The sequence below is a fragment of the Chitinophaga caseinilytica genome (genome assembly GCF_038396765.1).
Lineage (GTDB): Bacteria > Bacteroidota > Bacteroidia > Chitinophagales > Chitinophagaceae > Chitinophaga > Chitinophaga caseinilytica.
Genome location: NZ_CP150096.1, coordinates 404633 through 422349, shown reverse-complemented (window position 1 = coordinate 422349; position 17717 = coordinate 404633). Strand labels below are relative to the sequence as shown.

Here is a 17717-nt window from a genome sequence, read left to right as displayed (position 1 = left end):
CTCATTGATCATAACAACGAGTTCTTTCATTCGAAGGAACTCGTTTTTGCATTTTGCTTTCATACAACCTGTTAAGTCTATCGTACATATGAAGTATATCATTTCGATGATCTCCGCGCTCCTGCTGCTTATCGGCTTCTCCACCAAAGCACAGGAAACGGAAAACGCTCCAGTTCATACATCCGCCTGGGAATTCACCGCCGAAAAAAAGGCGCCCGGAGAATATATCCTGAAATTCAAAGCCTTAATAGAACCGGGTTGGAAACTCATGGCCGCCTCCATGGGCGACGACGAGCCCAACTCCCGCATCGTTTTCGACAGCCTGAGCGACACGCGCGTCAAAATCCAGGCCCTGGCAGACGCTTCCGCGCCCCTCAAGGCCAAGGAGCCCATGCTCGATAACATGGAGATCAAATACTTCGAGAACGCAGCGGAAATCACCGCCACCGTCAAGTATAACACCGACTCCGTGAAAGACCTCCGCGGCACCGTGAACTACTTCATCCTCAAAGGAGAAGAAATCCTCCCGGAAGAGGTACCGTTCACCTTCACCGCAGACGCCTCCGGCAACCTGGCCGGCGGAGCAGGCGGCCTCAAAGTGAACGAAGAAGCCGCCGCCGGCCTCAAACGCCCCACCATCGACCTCGCCAACCCCATCATGAAAGTGGGCGGCATCGGTAACGAAGGCGAATCCAGCGTTTGGCTCATTTTCGTGCTCGGCTTCCTCGGCGGCCTCGTGGCCCTGGTAACACCCTGCGTGTTCCCCATGATCCCGCTCACGGTTTCGTTCTTCACCAAATCGGCGCAAGACCGCAAGTCGGGCATCTTCAACGCTACCATGTACGGGTTCTTCATCTTCCTGATCTACGTACTGTTCAGCCTGCCCTTCCACATCGCCGGCAAAGCCGACTCCGCCATCTTCAACAATATTTCCACCAACGTGTGGCTCAACCTGGCCTTCTTCGTGGTATTCGTGGTATTCGCGCTTTCCTTCTTCGGATTGTTCGAGATCACCCTGCCCAGCGGCCTCGCTTCCAAAGCGGATTCCAAAGCCAACAAGAACAGCCTCGTGGGTATCTTCTTCATGGCCCTCACCCTGGTGGTGGTTTCCTTCTCCTGCACCGGCCCCATCATGGGCTCCCTGCTCGCAGGCGCCGGCTCCGCAGCCGGTGGCGCTAACGGCGCATGGATGCTCACCGCGGGCATGGCCGGTTTCGGCATCGCCCTGGCGTTACCCTTCGCCCTGTTCGCCCTCTTCCCCAACTGGCTGAACTCGCTGCCCAAATCCGGCGGCTGGCTCACCTCGGTGAAAGTAGTGCTCGGCTTCGTGGAAGTAGCCCTCGCCATCAAGTTCCTGTCTAACGCAGACCTCGTTACGCACTGGGGCATCCTCCACCGCGAAACGTTCTTCCTCATCTGGATCATCATCTTCGGTCTCACCACGGCTTACCTGTTCGGTCTGATCAAGTTCCCGCACGACAGTCCCGTTAAAAAACTGGGCAAAGTGCGCATCTTCTTCGGTATCCTTTTCGGTGCGTTCACGCTCTACCTGATCCCCGGCATCACCAACACGAAATACGCCCGCATCCGCCTCATGAGCGGCTTTGCGCCCCCGATGTCTTACAGCTGGTACGGCCATAGCACCGCTACTGAAAAAGGCGCCGTGGAACCCGATATCATCAATGAATACGAAAAAGGGCTCGCGCTCGCCAAAGAAAAGAACAAGCCCGTGCTGCTCGATTTCACCGGCTGGGCCTGCGTGAACTGCCGTAACATGGAGGAAAACGTGTGGACCGATCCCGAGGTACATTCCCTCATCAAAGACAACTACATCCTCATTTCGCTCTACACCGACGATCGCAAGAAACTCGGCGAAAACGATCAGTTCCTCTTCAAATCCGACGAAGGCTGGTCCAAAAAGATCGTGACTATCGGCGATAAATACGCCACCTTCCAACGGGTGAATTTCATTAACCAGTCGCAGCCCCTGTACGTGCTCATCACGCCCGACGAAAGGCTGTTGACGCTCCCCGTGGCCTACACGCCCGACATTCAGGAATACTCCAACTGGCTGAAAGCCGGTCTGGAAGGCTGGAAGAAGGTGAGCAACACCGCGCAGAAATAATCCGGACCCGGAATAAAATAGAAAGGACGCCTCCGCAATGGGGCGTCCTTTTTTTGTTTTATAGTTGTGATACGATGTCAAAAGAGCGACTGGCCGCAACCGCGGAAAGTTTTCCCGTCTACCGTGAGGGTTACGGTGAAGGGGGATTTTTTATCGCCATCGTCCGTGCACACCTGGTTGTCGAATTTGGCGGTCAGCGTGTGGCCGTTGGCGGAAGATGTGAAGATGGAAGCGTCTTTATCGCCTTTCTGGGCGGATGCTGCGGGGAATTCGATGACGTTTTCGCCGTAATTGCCGGTATAAATGATCTTTTTATTGGGAATGATGGCCAGAAACCAGCCCGGCTCGTTGCCCACGGCCCAGTGCGAAGCGCCGAGGCGGCGCATTTCGTTGGCCTTGGGGCTGAGGTCTTTCCGGTCGATCAGCAGCGCCGCGTTGGCTTTTTCCGCCAGGGTGTTCACTTCGACGGGGCTGAACCGGTAATCGGTTTTGCCGAAGGGCGATTCGTACGGCGTGATGGCGGCGGTTTCCAGGGAGGGGAGGTCTTTGGCCTTGCGGCTTTCCGAGCCTACGAGCGTGTCCACGTCGAAATAGAACGTGTTTTCGATGACGCCCGTTTTGGTGGTGATCACTTCGCGGAGCATTTTCACGTCTACCGAAACGGTATCAAGGTAAAACCAGGTTTCGATGCTGGAATCGCCCGGAGGGCCTTCCGGGAAGATATAGAGCCGGATGGGCGTGTCTTTGATGGAATATAAACCGATGACGCCGGCGGAATTATCGCCGTTCACGAAGTTATGCGCGGCCATCATCTTGTTGGATGCGGCTTTTTCGTCGATGCTGGACACATATTCGCTGATGGCGGTCAACCGGGCCGCGTCCGCAGCTTCGGCTTCGGCTTTTTCGCTGCCGCCGCCGGCGCAGGCGGCCAGCCCGGCCAGCGCAGGGAACAATAAAACATATGGCTTCATAAGAAAGGATTTTAAAACGGGCTGTACGTTGCGAATCGCGTGCCAGTTTTGTGATCTATTGAAATTCAGTCAGTTAGTAGCTTAGTGATAACACCCGGAATGCCCAAAGGGTTCGCTGCTTCAGAATTGCTTCAAATTTGTGCGTAATTTTGCCGGATCATGAAAGTGTTGCTGATAGAAGATAATGTGGAGCTGGCAAGCAGCATCTCGGCCTTCCTGGCGCGGGAAGGGTATATCTGTGAAGTGAGCTACAATATCCGCGATGCGCAGGACAAGCTCATTTCCTTTCAGTACGACTGCGTATTGCTCGACATTATGCTGCCCGACGGCAACGGCCTGGAAATTCTCCGGTTCATGCGCCAGGAGCGGCTGCAAAGCAGTATCCTCATCCTTTCCGCCAAAAATTCGCTGGACGACAAGATCATCGGGCTGGAAGAAGGGGCAGACGATTACCTGACCAAGCCCTTCCACATGCCGGAGCTGAACGCCCGCCTCCGGGCTATTTACCGGCGGAAAACACTGGGCGGCAGCAATATTATCGCCTTCAACGAGATCACCCTCAACATCGATACGTTCGAAGCCTGGGTGAACGGTATGTTGCTGGACATGACCCGCAAGGAATTCGACCTCCTCATGTATTTCATGGTCAACAAGAACAGGGTGCTATCGCGCCAGTCGATCGCCGCGCACCTTTGGGGCGATTATACCGACAACCTGAACAACTTCGATTTCGTGTACCAGCATGTGAAAAACATCCGCAAGAAGATCAGTTCCGCCAACGGGACGGATTACATCGGCACGGTGTACGGGCTGGGGTATAAATTCAATACATCCCGACAATAACAGCGCATGAAGATCGTAGACAGATTTACGTTGTGGTTCCTGGGCGTTACGATGCTGATCATCCCCATCAACAGTTTCATCACTTACCAGAGCATCAAGGGGGAGATCGACCGGGCAGCGGTGGAGCGGCTGAAGCATGTCAACATCCGTGCGGCGGAGCAGCTGGGGCGGGGAGAGGCCATCGGCGAGTTCATGCAGGGCTGCCGGATCAAGGCGGCGCCGTCGGATTCCACCATGCCGGCGGATTTCTTCCTCATTTCCGACCGAGACGTCAAACACGATCCCAATATGGAGGATTACGACCGGAAGATCACCGTGGCGTCGTGGCATATGATCAACGGCACGAGTTATGAAATCATTTCGGGGGATTACGTGACGCGTTCCGAACAGATCCTGGCCGGATTGCGGACCAGTATCCTGTGGAAGCTGGTTATATTGATCGGATTGATCGTGCTCACGGCGCGCCTGGCTTCAAGATTGGTGCTGGCGCCCTTTTACAATACCCTCAAGAAATTGCAGCATTTCAACCTGCGATCGCGCACCAAGCTGGAATTCAAGCCCACCCGCACCAAGGAGTTCAACGAACTGAACAAGTTCGTCGGCAAAATGACCGACAAGGCGGTGGACGACTATATTTCCCTGAAAGAATTTTCCGAGAACGCCTCCCACGAACTGCAAACCCCGCTGGCGATCATCCGCAGCAAGCTGGAGCTCATGTCCGAATACAACATCGAAGGTGAACAGGCCATTCTCATTTCCGACATGCAGAACGCGGTAGACCGGCTCACGAAGATCAACAAGAGCCTCGTGCTGCTGGCGCGCCTGGAAAACAACGAGTTCGCCTCCACCGGGGTGCTCGATATTTCCCGGTACGCCCGGGAAACCGTCAACACCTTCTGCGACCTGGTGACCATCAAGGGGCTGACGATGGACTACCGCATCGAGGAAAAAGTGGAGGTGAAGCTCCATACGGCCCTGGTGGATATTTTGCTGAACAACCTCCTTGGCAACGCCATCCGCCACAATTACCCCGGCGGGCATATTTCCGTGGAGCTGACGGCCAAAAGGCTCGTGATCGCCAATACCGGCCTGGAGCCCCAGGGGCCGCCGGAAGAGATGTTCCAGCGGTTCAGGAAGGGGATGCGGTGCCAGAGCTCTGTGGGCATCGGCCTGTCTATCGTCAAGCAAATATGCGACATGAACAGCTTTACCATTGAATACCGGTTTGAAACCGGTCATCACATAATTTCGATCGATTTTCCTGCCACTTTCACTTCTTCAAAATTGCTTCAGAATGATGCGCGCTCTTTGCATGAGAAAACTCAGCTGTAAGGCTGCCATGCTTTAAAATCGCTCATTTTTGAAACAGATGACTTCACGCTATCCTGTTCATCTGCTGTTGTCTGTTATCCTTCTCACCGGTTTCACCAGCGCCCGCGCGCAGGTGCTTACCCTGAAAGATGCTGTACAAACGGCACTGAACAACTACGGTTCCATCAAGGCGAAAGCCAACTACGTCAACGCCTCCAAAGCCTCTGCAGAACAGGCGCGCCGGGATTATCTGCCCAACTTCAGCGTGTCTGCCCAGCAAGACTATGGTACCATCAACGGACAGAACGGTCCGCTGTACGGTTTCGGCGGTCTGGGCGTAGCTTCTTCCGGTATGGCCATGCCGGAGCAAAACTGGAACGCCGCTTTCGGGGCGCTCTACCTGGCCAACATGAACTGGGAATTTTTCGCTTTCGGCAGGATGAAGGAAAAGATCAAAGCCGCACAGCAGCTCGCGCACCGCGACGAGCGCGACTGGCAGCAGGAGCAGTTCCGTCACGAAGTGAAAGTGGCCGGCGCCTATCTTAACCTGTTGGCCGCCCAGCGCCTCAGCGCCGCCTGGGAGCGCAACCTCGAGCGGGCGGATACTTTCCGCTCCGTGGTAACGCGCCGCGCCAAGAACGGCCTCATAGCCGGGGTGGATTCTTCTCTCGCCAATGCCGAAGTGGCCAGCGCCCGCATTTCCCTCACCCGCTCGCGCGACGTGGAGCAGGAACAGGCCAACCTGCTCGCGCAGCTCATGGGCCTCGCGCCCCAGCCGTTCGTCCTCGATTCTTTCATCCTCACCCGCTTGCCGGTGGTGGTGACAGACACCGTGGCCATGCGGACAGACGCGCATCCCATCCTTCAATTTTACCAAAGCCGCATCCAGCTGAGCCAGGAGCAGGAAAAGTACATCCGTACCCTGCAATATCCCGCGTTCAGCGTTTTCAGCATTATCCAGACCCGCGGCTCCGGGTTCCAGGCGGAATACATCACCGACCACACTGCTTTCACGCATAATTACTGGGACGGCGTGAAGCCCACCCGCACCAACTACCTGCTGGGCCTGGGCGTCACCTGGAACCTGACCAATATTTTGCGGGTGAACAAGCAACTCGGCGCACAGGCGTACACGTCCAAAGCATTGCAAAATGAAATGGAAGTGGTAGACCAGCAACTGAAAGCGCAATTGTCGCTCGCGGATACCAAAATGAAAAACGCGCTGGATACTTACCGCGAGGCCCTCGTGCAGATCAAATCCGCGTCTGACGCCTATCTCCAGAAAACCGTGATGTACAAAAACGGGCTGAGCACGCTGGTAGACGTCACCCAGGCGCTGTATACCCTCAACCGTGCGGAGACCGACCGCGACGTGGCGTACAGCAACGTCTGGCAGGCGCTGCTGCTGAAATCGGCGGCCGCAGGGGATTTCGGATTATTTATCAACGAATTTTAATCATAGCAGATAATGGGACTCATCAAAAGCGCGCTAGACAAACCGATCACCATTCTCGTACTGGTGGCGGGGTTGTTTTTCTTCGGCGTGAAAGCGGTGCGGGAAGTGAAAGTCGACATCTTCCCCAAGCTCGACATGCCGGTGCTCTACATCGCGCACCCCTTCGGCGGATACACGCCCAACCAGATGGAAGCCTTCTTCGCCAAGCAATACGTGAATATCCTGCTGTTCGTGAACGGCGTAAAATCCATCGAAACGAAAAACGTGCAGGGCCTCACGCTCATGAAGCTCAACTTCTACGAAGGTACCAACATGAGCCAGGCCGCGGCGGAAGTGTCGGCATTCTCCAACCGCGCCCAGGCCATTTTCCCGCCCGGCTCGCAGCCGCCGTTCATCATCCGGTTCGATGCGTCTACGCTGCCGGTAGGTGAGCTCGTGCTCAGTTCCGACAAGCGGACCAACAACGAACTGATGGATATGGCCAACGTGTACGTTCGCGCATCGTTCACCTCCATTCCCGGCCTGGTGGCGCCGCCGCCTTTCGGGGGCAACATCCGAACCGTGGTGATCAAGGCCGACCCCGAGCTGCTGCGCATCCATCACCTCACGCCCGACCAGCTCGTGGAAGCGCTCCGGTTGAACAACCAGGTGGCGCCCTCGGGCAACGTGCGCATCGGCGACAAAAACTACATCACACCTACGAATACGACCGTCAAAAACATCAAGGATTTCGAGAACCTGCCGCTGTTCAAAGGCGGTGTGCAGACGCTCTTCCTCCGCGATGTGGCCACGGTAGAGGACGGGGCAGACATTGCCGCGGGGTACGCTCTCGTGAACGGCCGCCGGTCCGTATACCTGAACGTCGCCAAATCGGCCGACGCCTCCACCTGGGAAGTGGTGCAGAATCTGAAGAAAGCTATTCCGCGGCTGCAGGCGCAGTTGCCGGAAGACGTGACGCTCAGTTATGAATTCGACCAGAGCACCTACGTGATGAACGCCGTGAAAAGCCTCGTGACGGAAGGCATCATCGGTGCGATCCTCACGGGTTTGATGGTGGTCCTGTTCCTGGGAGACCTTCGCGGCGCGCTCATCGTGATCCTCACCATTCCCGTGTCGATCATTTCGGGCGTACTGTTTTTGAGCCTCTTCGGCCAGACCATCAACATCATGACGCTGAGCGGCCTCGCCCTCGCGATCGGGATATTGGTGGATGAAAGCACGGTCACGATCGAGAACATCCACCAGCACTTCGACATGGGCAAGCCCAAGGCCCTCGCCATTTGGGACGCCTGTAAGGAAATCGCGTTCCCGAAACTGCTGATCCTGTTCTGTATCCTCGCCGTGTTTGCGCCCGCCTTCACCATGAAAGGCATCCCCGGTTCGCTGTTCCTCCCGCTGGCGCTCGCGATCGGTTTCTCCATGATCACTTCCTACTTCCTTTCCCAGACTTTTGTGCCGGTAATGGCCAACTGGATCATGAAAGCGCATAAGAAAGGACATGTTCCCGCCAACGAAAACGATACCTGGGACCAGAAGAAAGTGCTCGTGGAACGTGCCGATTTCAATAACGATGGGAAAGTGAGCGGATTCGAGAAATTCCGGAATCGTTTTATGAAACTGATAGACCGGCTCATGCCCGTCCGCAAACCCGTGGTGATCGCGTACCTCGTCATCATCAGCGGTATCGCGTTCTGGCTGCTGAGCGGCATCGGGCGCGACGTGCTCCCGCGCACCAACGGCGGCCAGTTCCAGGTCAGGCTGCGCGCGGAAGAGGGGACGCGGATGGAAAGGACGGAAGAAAAAACGCTCCGCGCCATCCACACCATCGAAAACGTCATCGGCAAGGAAAATATCAGCATCACTTCGTCTTATATTGGCCAGCACCCCTCGCTGTTCTCCGTAAGCCCGATCTACCTTTTCATGGCCGGGCCGCATGAAGCCGTTTTGCAGGTGAGCCTGAACAAGGACAAGCATTTCGAGCTGGAAGAGTTGAAAGAACAGCTGCGTGCCGCGCTGAAGGAAAAAGTGCCCGACATGACATTGTCTTTCGAACCGATCGAACTGACCGATAAAATCCTCAGCCAGGGTTCCCCCACGCCGGTGGAGGTGCGCATTTCCGGAAGGAATAAAAAGCTGAACGAAGAATACGCCAACAAGATCATCGATAAGCTGAAAGCGATCCATTACATGCGCGACGTGCAGTTGCAGCAATCCACCAAATACCCGTCTATCAACATCGAGGTAGACCGTACGCGGCTGGCGCAGCTGGGCGCGGATATGACAGACGTTACCCGTTCGCTCATCGCTTCCACGTCGTCCAGCCGGTTAACGGAAAAGAATGTTTGGGTGGATGAGAAAACGAACCTCAGTTACAGCGTGCAGGTGGTAGTGCCGGAAAACAAAATGAACAGTATCGACGAGATCGCTGAGATCCCGCTCATGAAAAACGCATCGCGCCCCGTGCTGGGAGACGTGGCCACCCTCACCCCGGGAACCACTTACGGTGAGAACGACAACCTCGGCGCTATGCCCATGATCTCCGTGACCGCGAACCTCAACGATACCGACCTCGGTACCGCCAGTGAAGACGTAAAAGCCGCCATCGCCTCACTGGGCGAGCTGCCCCGCGGTTTAACGATGGAGCCCGTGGGCCTGAGCAATACGCTCACCGAAACGCTGAGCAGCCTGCAAGGCGGCCTGCTCGTGGCGATCGTGGTGATTTTCCTCATGCTGACCGCCAATTTCCAGTCGTTCCGCGTATCTTTTGTGGTGCTGACCACGGTGCCCGCAGTGATCCTGGGTTCCCTGCTGCTGCTGCGCATAACGGGCAGTACGCTGAACCTGCAATCGTACATGGGCATCATCATGTCTGTCGGCGTATCGATTTCCAACGCGGTGCTGCTGATCACGAACGCGGAGCATTTGCGCAAGCATAACGGCGACGCGCTGGCATCGGCCAGGGAAGCCGCGGCGCTGCGGCTCCGCCCGATCCTCATGACGAGCCTCGCGATGGTGGTGGGCATGATCCCCATGGCCATCGGGCACGGCGAAGGCGGCGACCAGGTGAGCCCGCTGGGCCGCGCGGTGATCGGCGGACTGGTAGCTTCTACGGTGGCGGCGCTCGTGATGCTCCCGCTGGTGTTTGGATGGGTGATGAAATCCGCATCCACGCAAAGCGTTTCCCTCAATCCAGAAAACAAAGAAAGTAAACACTATATACCTTCCCTGTATGATCACAATCAATAAAACGCCGGGCCTTGCCCTCGCAGCGGCCATCTGGCTTGCCGGTTGCGGCGTTTCGCAGAGCAAACCGGAAAACACGAAAGTGGAAACGGCCACCGCCGTCACCGCATTTCCGCTCGGGAAAGCGATCTTCTCCGCATCCCTGAGAACGCCGGGAGAGCTGCAGGCTTTCCAGCAGGTAGACCTCTACGCGAAGGTGAACAGCTTCGTCCGCAAACTCAATGTAGACGTGGGCTCCACCGTACAGGCGGGCCAGGTGCTGGCCACCATGGAAGCCCCCGAGCTGGGGAGCGCCCTGTCTGGCGCCGAATCGCGCCTGCGCTCGCAGGAAGCCGTGTACCTCGCCAGCAAAGCCAATTACGACAGATTATATCAAACCAGCCTCACGCCCGGAACCGTATCGCAGAACGACCTGGACATGGCCTTCGCCAAGCAGCAGAGCGACTTTGCGCAGAAGGAAGCCGCCCGTGCCGCCTATCGCGAAATCGCCGACCAGCGGAATTACCTGGAGATCAGGGCGCCCTTTTCCGGCGTGATCAGCTCGCGTAACGTGAGCGCCGGCGCATATGTGGGGCCTTCGGGCAAAGGTTCGGAAATGCCGCTGTTCACGCTGCAGGAACAGAAGAAACTGCGCCTCGTGGTATCTGTTCCCGAAGCATATACACCGTACCTGAAAGACAAAGAGCGCCGTGAAATTCGTGATCAAATCCCTCGGCAACCGCGAATTCGAAGCCATCATCAACCGCATGGCCGGCGCGCTCGATGCCCGGCTGCGCTCGCAACGCGTGGAAATGGACGTCCAGAACAACGATAAACTCCTCCTGCCCGGTATGGTAGCCGAAGTGCACATCCCGCTGGCTACGGCAGACAGTGTGTTCGTAGTACCCACCACCGCCGTAGTCAGCTCCACCGAAAAAATATTCGTCATCCGCGTGAACGGCAATAAATCGGAATGGGTGGACGTGAAGAAAGGCCGCGAAGCAGAAGGCAAAACAGAAATATTCGGAGACCTCCGCGATGGAGATATGCTTGTGGAAAAGGCCAACGACGAAATCAGGAACGGATCTGCCGTGACGATCAAGAAGTGATACGAATCAATGAGTGGCCAAGTTGACAAGGAACAGCGCAGTGATAGGCGCTGTTCCTTTTTTTATGCCGGCATTAAAAACCATGCCATGGAAAATTCGATTTATCATGCTGTGAATCAATGTATTGAGTGTGGAGAAGAATCCACAGTCCCGTTGTTTGAAAATTGAATACTTTTCAGCCGCTTTATTCAGCCAAATATGATATTAATCGTAGACGACAGGCCTGAGAATCTCTATTCCCTGCAGAAACTTCTGGAACTGAATCATTTCAAAGTGGATACGGCCTCCTCGGGCGAGGAAGCCTTGCGGAAAATACTGCGCAATACCTATTTTCTCATCATCCTCGATGTGCAGATGCCGGAAATGGACGGGTTCGAAGTTGCGGAAGCAATCACGGGCTACAGCAAGTCGAAAGACATTCCCATTATCTTCCTTTCCGCCGTGAGCGTGGAAAAGCGGTTCATTACCCGCGGCTATTCGTCGGGCGGGCTGGATTATATTACCAAGCCCGTAGACCCGGAAATCCTCCTCCTCAAAGTGAGTACCTTTTACCGCCTTCACCAGCAAACCCGTGAACTGCACGAAGCCCAGGAAGCGTTGCGGCAGGAAGTCATGGAAAGGAAAGCAGCGCAGGAGGCGTTATCGCACAGCCTGGACGAGCTCCGTTCCATCCTCGAATCCATCCAGCAGATCGCTTTCACGCTCGGGCCTTCGGGCCAGATCGAGTTCGCCAACCGGTATTGGTACCGGTACGCGGATTCGCTGGAAACCTTGCCGGCTACGCCGGACGGGGAAACCTCGCTGCCGGAATGCATCGCCAAAGCCATGGCGTCTGGCCAGCAGGAGGTTTGCGAAGTGCGCATCCGGCCCATCGGGGAAACGGATTTCAGGTATCATCTTTTCAGTTTGACGCCGGTGTGGAAAGAGGGCGCCATCGGGAAGTGGGTCTGCATCTTCACCGATATCCACGAACAGAAAATGATCAACCAGCTGCTGGAAAACCGGGTAGACGAACGCACCCGCGCGCTGCAACAGGCCAATCGCGACCTGGAATACAGCAACCACGAGCTCCAGCAATTCGCATACGTAGCCTCGCACGACCTGAAGGAGCCCCTCCGGAAAATCCAGGTGTTCAGCAACCTCATCAGCGGCAAATTCGGGACGGAAGCGCCCGAAGCCGAACATTACCTCAGCAAGATCGTTTCCTCCGCCGCGCGCATGAACAGCCTCATCACCGACGTGCTGGAATATTCGAAGATCTCCATCGGCGGCCAGTTCCGCGCTACCGACGTCAACGCTATCCTCCGCGATATCCTCGACGATATGGAACTGCTCGTCCGCGAAAAAGGCGCCGTGATCCGGATGGAAAACGTACCGTTGCTCCTCGCCATCCCTTCGCAGATGCGCCAGGTGTTCCAGAACATCCTCAGCAACGCCCTGAAATTCTCCCGCCAGGGCGTTCCGCCGGACATCAGCGTGGTCGCCGAAAGGACGGAGGAGCTGTCCGTCAACGGAGCATCTTCCGCCGAAGGGGCGTTTTGCCGCATCACCGTCAGGGATAACGGCATCGGGTTCGACGAGCGGTATCTCGACAAAATATTCGTCATCTTCCAGCGGTTGCACGGGCGCAACGAATTCGAAGGCACGGGCATCGGGCTGGCCATCGTCAAAAAGATCATCGATACCCACGGCGGCCTGGTAACGGCCAGCAGCCGCGAAGGCGAAGGCTCGGTATTTACGATGGTACTGCCCGTTCATCAACATCAACACGAAAACCATACTCAAGCAAGCGATACATGAAGTCCAATTTCCAGCGCAACCTCATCATCGGGTTCGGGTTCTCGCTGTTCCTCCTCATTACGGGATCGGCGGCGTCCATCATCAGCATCCGCAATCTCATTTCCAGCGCGGAATGGGTGGAACATACCAACCAGGTGATCCGCCATCTCGACGATGTGCTGTCTCATCTGAAAGACGCGGAAACCAGTCAGCGCGGCTTCCTCATTACCGGCGACCGCGAATTCCTGCAGCCCTACCAGGGCGCGGAAGACAGTATCATGCGGCATATTCGCCTCACGAAGGAAATGACGGCCGACAACGTCAGGCAGCAAGCCTCCGCAGAAGAGCTCACCCTCGCCATCCGGCAGCGGCTGGCCGTGCTCAATAATAATATCGACAAAAAGAAACGCGGCACGGACATCACGATAGACGACATGGAGCGGGGAAAGGAGCATATGGACCGGGCGCGGATGCTCGTCACGGAAATGAAAACTTCCGAACAGCACCTCCTGTCCCAACGTACCAGCCGGATGAACGCATTTGCCGGCACTACGCCGGTTTTTGTGCTGATCGCTTCCATCGTGGCCATTATCATCACCATCGTTTCCTTCCTGAAGGTCAACAGCGACTATAAACAACGCACCGCTTTACAAAAGGAACTGGAGAAAAAGGACGAAGACATCACCCGCCGCATCCGCATGACGCAGGAAGTGGCCGCCAAAATATCGGCCGGCGATTATGCGGCCCGCGTGAGGGACGATATAGACGACGGCCTCGGCCAGTTGTCGGTTTCCCTGAACCGCATGGCCGCATCCCTCGAAAAATCCTTTACCGACCTGGCAGACCGCGAATGGCTGCAATCGGGCGTGGCGGCGCTTAACGATCAGATGATCGGAGAATATGAGCTCGACGAGCTGGCCCAACGCGTGCTGGATTATGTGGTGCCTTACACCAACGGCAGCACCGGCGCGGTATACGTGGCCGAAGAAGGCGGCCGGCTGCGGCTTTATGGCCGGCATGCCGCGGAAAGCGAAGGCCTGGAAGAAGTATTGCGCTTCGGCGAAGGGCTCGCGGGACAAAGCGCCCTCAGCCGGAAGCCCATCGTGCTGGAAGACGTTCCCGAAGGCTTGCTGCGCATGCAGGTCAGCTGTGGCGCCATCCAGCCCAAATCCGTCATCGCCCTGCCGCTGTATCACGAACGGAAAGTAATGGGCGTGCTGGAAGTGGCGTCCCTGCGCAGTTTCAGTAACCAGGAAAAATCGTTCCTCGAATCGGCCGTGCTCAATATCGGCACCGTCATCCACATCCTCGACAACCGCAAGCGCCTCCAGGAACTGCTGGAAGAAACGCAGAGCCAGGCCGAAGAACTGCAGGCGCAGCACAACGAACTGGAAAACGCCAACAGCGAACTGGAAGCGCAGACGGAAAAACTGCAGGCCTCGGAAGAAGAGCTTCGCACGCAGCAGGAAGAACTGGTAGACGCCAATTCCGAACTGGAAGAAAGGGCGCGGCTACTGGAAGAAACCAACCGCCTCGTGAAAGACTCCAACCGCGAAATCCAGCGCAAAGCCGAAGAGCTCGCCCAAAGCACGAAATATAAATCGGAATTCCTGGCGAATATGTCGCACGAACTGCGGACACCGCTCAATTCCATCTTGCTGCTGTCGCGCCTGATGGTAGAAAACAACGAGCGCAACCTATCTCCGGAACAGATCGAATACGCCCGCGTGATCCAGAACTCCGGGAAAGGCCTGCTCATGCTCATCGACGAAATCCTCGACCTGTCCAAAATCGAAGCGGGGAAAATGGATTTGGTGTATACCGAAGCCGGTGTGGATGAAGTGGTGAAAGACATGCGCGCGCTGTTCGAACCGCTGGCGCGGGAAAAAGGCGTGGATTTCGGAACGGAGATCGCGGATGATGTACAGGGCGTTTTCGAGACAGACCGTCAGCGGCTCGACCAGATCCTCCGCAACCTCCTCAGCAACGCCATCAAATTCACCGACGAAGGCACGGTGACGCTGCGCGCCTGGCGCCCGGCAGACTATACCAATACCATCGCGTTCACCGTGGCGGATACCGGCATCGGCATCGCCGCAGATAAGCAGGACGTGGTGTTTGAGGCATTCCAGCAGGAAGACGGCTCCACGCGCCGGCGTTTCGGCGGAACGGGCCTGGGGCTTTCCATCAGCCGGGAACTGGCGCGGCTCATGGGCGGCGAGATCAGGCTGGTGAGCGAACCGGGCCATGGCAGCCAGTTCACCGTACTGCTGCCCGTTTCTTCCGGCGTCGGGAAAGTGGAAAAACTGTCTGCCTCCGAACTGATGCCCGCCAAAGAGAAAAGCGTATACCGCCAGCGGTTCGTGAGCGACGCCATTCCCGTGGGAACGGTGGAAGACGACCGGGCTGCGATCAAGCCCGGAGAAAAATGTATCCTCATCGTGGAAGACGACCTGAATTTTGCGCGGTCGCTGCTCGAATTCACCCGGAGCAAGGGGTACAAGGGCATCGTGACGGTCCGCGGCGACGAGGCGCAATCCCTCGCCGAACAATTCCTCCCCGCCGGCATCCTCCTCGATATTCAACTGCCCGTCAAAGACGGTTGGGAAGTGATGGAGGAACTGAAGAGCCATTCCGCCACCCGCCACATTCCCGTCCACATCATGTCTGCCTTCCAGGCGCGGTTTAAAAGTTTGTCGAAAGGCGCGGTAGACTTCATCGATAAACCGCTGACCTTCGACAAGATGGACGATATCTTCCGGAAGATCGAATTCATGCTCCACGAAAACCCGCGCAAAGTGCTTATCGTGGAAGAAAATCTGCAGCATGCGAAGGCGCTGGCGTATTTCCTCGAAAACTATAAAGTCAACACCGAAATCCGGAACGATATTGGTGGCAGCCTGGAATCGCTGCAGAAGCAGGAAGTGAACTGCGTGATCCTGGATATGGGGGTTTCCCACGCCCGTTCGTACGAAACGCTGGAGCAGGTGAAGCGCGAGCCGGGGCTGGAAAATATTCCCATCATCGTGTTCACCGGCAAAAACCTCAGCCGCGACGAAGAATCGAAAATCCGCAGTTACGCCGATTCGGTGGTGGTGAAAGTCGCCAATTCGTACCAGCGGATCATGGACGAGGTGTCGCTTTTCCTGCACCTGGTGGAAGGGGAGAAGAAAGACGCGGAACGCCCGGGCAACGGGCTCGGCAGGCTGGCGGAAGTGCTCCGCGGAAAAAATATCCTGCTGGCAGACGATGATGTGCGCAACATCTTTTCGCTCACCCGCGCGCTGGAAAGCTTCGGCATGAAAGTCATTTCCGCGACAGACGGCAGCGAGGCCCTGCAACTTTTGTCGAAAAACAAGGACGTCGACATCGTATTGATGGATATGATGATGCCCGAAATGGACGGATACGAATCCACCCGCCGCATCAAGGCCGATCCCGCTACGCGCCACCTGCCCGTGATCGCCGTTACGGCCAAGGCCATGAAGGGCGACCGAGAAAAGTGCATCGCGGCGGGCGCGTCTGACTACATCAGCAAGCCGGTCGATATCGACCAATTGCTGTCTTTATTACGGGTATGGCTATACGATGCCGGAAAATAAAATAAGCGAATGCAGCAGATGGAAATGAAGGATGCATGGCTGGACGGGTTTCTGCACGATGTGTTGGAAACGCACGGGTATAATTTCGTCAATTATGCGCGCCCCTCGCTGCGGCGGCGCCTCGGCAGGCTCATTGCGCTCGACCGCTTCGGGAATCTCGATGATTTCCGCCGCCGCGTGCTGGACGATGAAGCGTATTTCCGGCATTTCGTGGAGGAAGTGACGGTGAACGTGACGGAGATGTTCCGCGATCCGGCGTTTTACCGGTTGCTGCGGAAGGAAGTATTGCCGGCCATCGCCCATGCGCCGCTGATCCGCATCTGGCACGCCGGCTGCTCTACGGGGGAGGAAGTGTTCAGCATGGCGATCCTGCTGCGCGAAGCGGGATTGCTGCACCGGTCGCTGTTATATGCTACAGATATCAACCCGGCGGTGCTGGAAAACCTGCGGAAGGGGATCTTCCCGCTCAGGTCCATGAAACAATATTCGGAAAACTACATCCAGTCGGGCGGTACGCAGGATTTCAGTCAATATTATACCGCTAAATACGACCTGGCCAAATTCGGCGAAGACCTCATCCGCCGGATGGTCATTTCCCCCACAACCTCGCTACAGACCGGTCTTTCAACGAATTCCAGCTGATCCTTTGCAGGAATGTGCTTATTTATTTCGACAAAGACCTCCAGAACAAGGCGCTCCAGTTGTTCGACGACAGCCTGGAAGCGGGCGGGTTCCTGGCGCTGGGCACCAAGGAAAGCCTGCGCTATTCCCCGATAGCACCGAGGTACAGGCAATTACCGCAACGGCTGCGGATATGGCATAAAATCAGTTGAAAAATCTGCGGAGGATTTCCTTCAGCGAAGTGATGCTGTATTGTTTCACCACGTAGTCCGTGGCGCCGAGGGCTTTGGTATCCTGGATGTCTTTCGGGTCGGAAGAAGTGGAGTAGATCACGACCGGGATGCCCGATAAATGCGGCTGGCTGCGGATCGCGGCGAGGCAATCCTTGCCGGTCATCCGCGGCATGTTCAGGTCGAGGAAAATGAAGGATGGTGTTCCGTGTTCGCCCGACTGGAGGAGCTGAAGGCCTTCCACGCCATCATCTGCAGCCACGAAATGCACTTCGTCGTTCACATCCTGCAAGGCGATTTTAAAAATTTCCTGATCGTCCCTGTCATCATCAATCAAAAGGCAGCTAATTTTTTGCTTCATCGTCAGGACGGGTTTTTGTCTTTTAGTATCAGCAAATGTAACGAAAAGGCGGTTAAATCCAATATGCGTAAACGTTTGGCCACTATA

The 17717-nt window shown here is 56.3% G+C and carries 13 protein-coding genes; 11 read left to right on the top strand and 2 right to left on the bottom strand.

Annotated elements, in window-relative coordinates; translation table 11 throughout:
- Positions 1 to 88: 88 nt before the first annotated feature.
- Complete coding sequence (locus tag WJU22_RS01705) at positions 89 to 2125, top strand: protein-disulfide reductase DsbD family protein (RefSeq protein WP_341841571.1); 2037 nt, start codon at positions 89 to 91, stop codon at positions 2123 to 2125.
- A 77-nt stretch (positions 2126 to 2202) separates the two neighbouring features.
- Here WJU22_RS01705 and WJU22_RS01700 read toward each other — a convergent pair whose 3' ends face one another.
- A complete protein-coding gene (locus WJU22_RS01700; RefSeq protein WP_341841570.1) occupies positions 2203 to 3096 on the bottom strand; it encodes a hypothetical protein in 894 nt (297 codons plus the stop codon).
- 159 nt (positions 3097 to 3255) lie between these two features.
- Here WJU22_RS01700 and WJU22_RS01695 point away from each other — a divergent pair, with 159 nt between their 5' ends.
- From WJU22_RS01695 to WJU22_RS01650, 10 genes are all read left to right on the top strand, one after another.
- Complete coding sequence (locus WJU22_RS01695; RefSeq protein ID WP_341841569.1) at positions 3256 to 3939, top strand: response regulator transcription factor; 684 nt, start codon at positions 3256 to 3258, stop codon at positions 3937 to 3939.
- A gap of 6 nt (positions 3940 to 3945) precedes the next feature.
- Positions 3946 to 5271, top strand: a complete 1326-nt coding sequence (locus WJU22_RS01690; protein WP_341841568.1) for a HAMP domain-containing sensor histidine kinase — start codon at positions 3946 to 3948, stop codon at positions 5269 to 5271.
- A gap of 37 nt (positions 5272 to 5308) precedes the next feature.
- Positions 5309 to 6706, top strand: coding sequence for a TolC family protein (locus WJU22_RS01685; protein ID WP_341843750.1), 1398 nt, complete (start codon positions 5309 to 5311; stop codon positions 6704 to 6706).
- Between the two features lie 12 nt (positions 6707 to 6718).
- Entirely contained in the window at positions 6719 to 9952 is a 3234-nt protein-coding gene (locus WJU22_RS01680; protein WP_341841567.1) for an efflux RND transporter permease subunit, read from the top strand.
- Positions 9936 to 10763 carry an efflux RND transporter periplasmic adaptor subunit gene (locus WJU22_RS01675; protein ID WP_341841566.1) on the top strand — a complete coding sequence of 276 codons (828 nt, stop codon included), beginning with the start codon at positions 9936 to 9938 and terminating at the stop codon, positions 10761 to 10763. Before WJU22_RS01680 ends, WJU22_RS01675 begins: the two co-directional genes overlap by 17 nt.
- Entirely contained in the window at positions 10648 to 11037 is a 390-nt protein-coding gene (locus WJU22_RS01670) for a hypothetical protein (protein WP_341841565.1), read from the top strand. The genes WJU22_RS01675 and WJU22_RS01670 overlap by 116 nt, the downstream gene beginning before the upstream one ends.
- Positions 11038 to 11235: 198 nt before the next feature.
- Entirely contained in the window at positions 11236 to 12837 is a 1602-nt protein-coding gene (locus WJU22_RS01665) for a response regulator (protein ID WP_341841564.1), read from the top strand.
- On the top strand, positions 12834 to 16418 hold the full coding sequence (locus WJU22_RS01660) for a response regulator (RefSeq protein WP_341841563.1): 3585 nt from the start codon (positions 12834 to 12836) through the stop codon (positions 16416 to 16418). The genes WJU22_RS01665 and WJU22_RS01660 overlap by 4 nt, the downstream gene beginning before the upstream one ends.
- A 9-nt stretch (positions 16419 to 16427) precedes the next feature.
- Complete coding sequence (locus tag WJU22_RS01655) at positions 16428 to 17060, top strand: CheR family methyltransferase (protein ID WP_341841562.1); 633 nt, start codon at positions 16428 to 16430, stop codon at positions 17058 to 17060.
- A gap of 14 nt (positions 17061 to 17074) precedes the next feature.
- Positions 17075 to 17251, top strand: coding sequence for a hypothetical protein (locus WJU22_RS01650; protein ID WP_341841561.1), 177 nt, complete (start codon positions 17075 to 17077; stop codon positions 17249 to 17251).
- On the opposite strand, the gene WJU22_RS01645 is transcribed toward WJU22_RS01650, so the two are convergent.
- A complete protein-coding gene (locus WJU22_RS01645; protein ID WP_341841560.1) occupies positions 17244 to 17630 on the bottom strand; it encodes a response regulator in 387 nt (128 codons plus the stop codon). The genes WJU22_RS01650 and WJU22_RS01645 overlap by 8 nt on opposite strands.
- Between the last annotated feature and the right edge of the window lie 87 nt (positions 17631 to 17717).

What these genes read in the sequence shown, in the direction of transcription:
- WJU22_RS01655 (WP_341841562.1), top strand. Translation starts at nt 16,428, where the DNA reads ATGCAGCAGATGGAAATGAAGGATGCATGGCTGGACGGGTTTCTGCAC.
- WJU22_RS01695 (WP_341841569.1), top strand. Translation starts at nt 3,256, where the DNA reads ATGAAAGTGTTGCTGATAGAAGATAATGTGGAGCTGGCAAGCAGCATC.
- WJU22_RS01685 (WP_341843750.1), top strand. Translation starts at nt 5,309, where the DNA reads ATGACTTCACGCTATCCTGTTCATCTGCTGTTGTCTGTTATCCTTCTC.
- WJU22_RS01675 (WP_341841566.1), top strand. Translation starts at nt 9,936, where the DNA reads ATGATCACAATCAATAAAACGCCGGGCCTTGCCCTCGCAGCGGCCATC.
- WJU22_RS01660 (WP_341841563.1), top strand. Translation starts at nt 12,834, where the DNA reads ATGAAGTCCAATTTCCAGCGCAACCTCATCATCGGGTTCGGGTTCTCG.
- WJU22_RS01700 (WP_341841570.1), bottom strand. Translation starts at nt 3,096, where the DNA reads ATGAAGCCATATGTTTTATTGTTCCCTGCGCTGGCCGGGCTGGCCGCC.
- WJU22_RS01665 (WP_341841564.1), top strand. Translation starts at nt 11,236, where the DNA reads ATGATATTAATCGTAGACGACAGGCCTGAGAATCTCTATTCCCTGCAG.
- WJU22_RS01690 (WP_341841568.1), top strand. Translation starts at nt 3,946, where the DNA reads ATGAAGATCGTAGACAGATTTACGTTGTGGTTCCTGGGCGTTACGATG.
- WJU22_RS01680 (WP_341841567.1), top strand. Translation starts at nt 6,719, where the DNA reads ATGGGACTCATCAAAAGCGCGCTAGACAAACCGATCACCATTCTCGTA.
- WJU22_RS01705 (WP_341841571.1), top strand. Translation starts at nt 89, where the DNA reads ATGAAGTATATCATTTCGATGATCTCCGCGCTCCTGCTGCTTATCGGC.
- WJU22_RS01645 (WP_341841560.1), bottom strand. Translation starts at nt 17,630, where the DNA reads ATGAAGCAAAAAATTAGCTGCCTTTTGATTGATGATGACAGGGACGAT.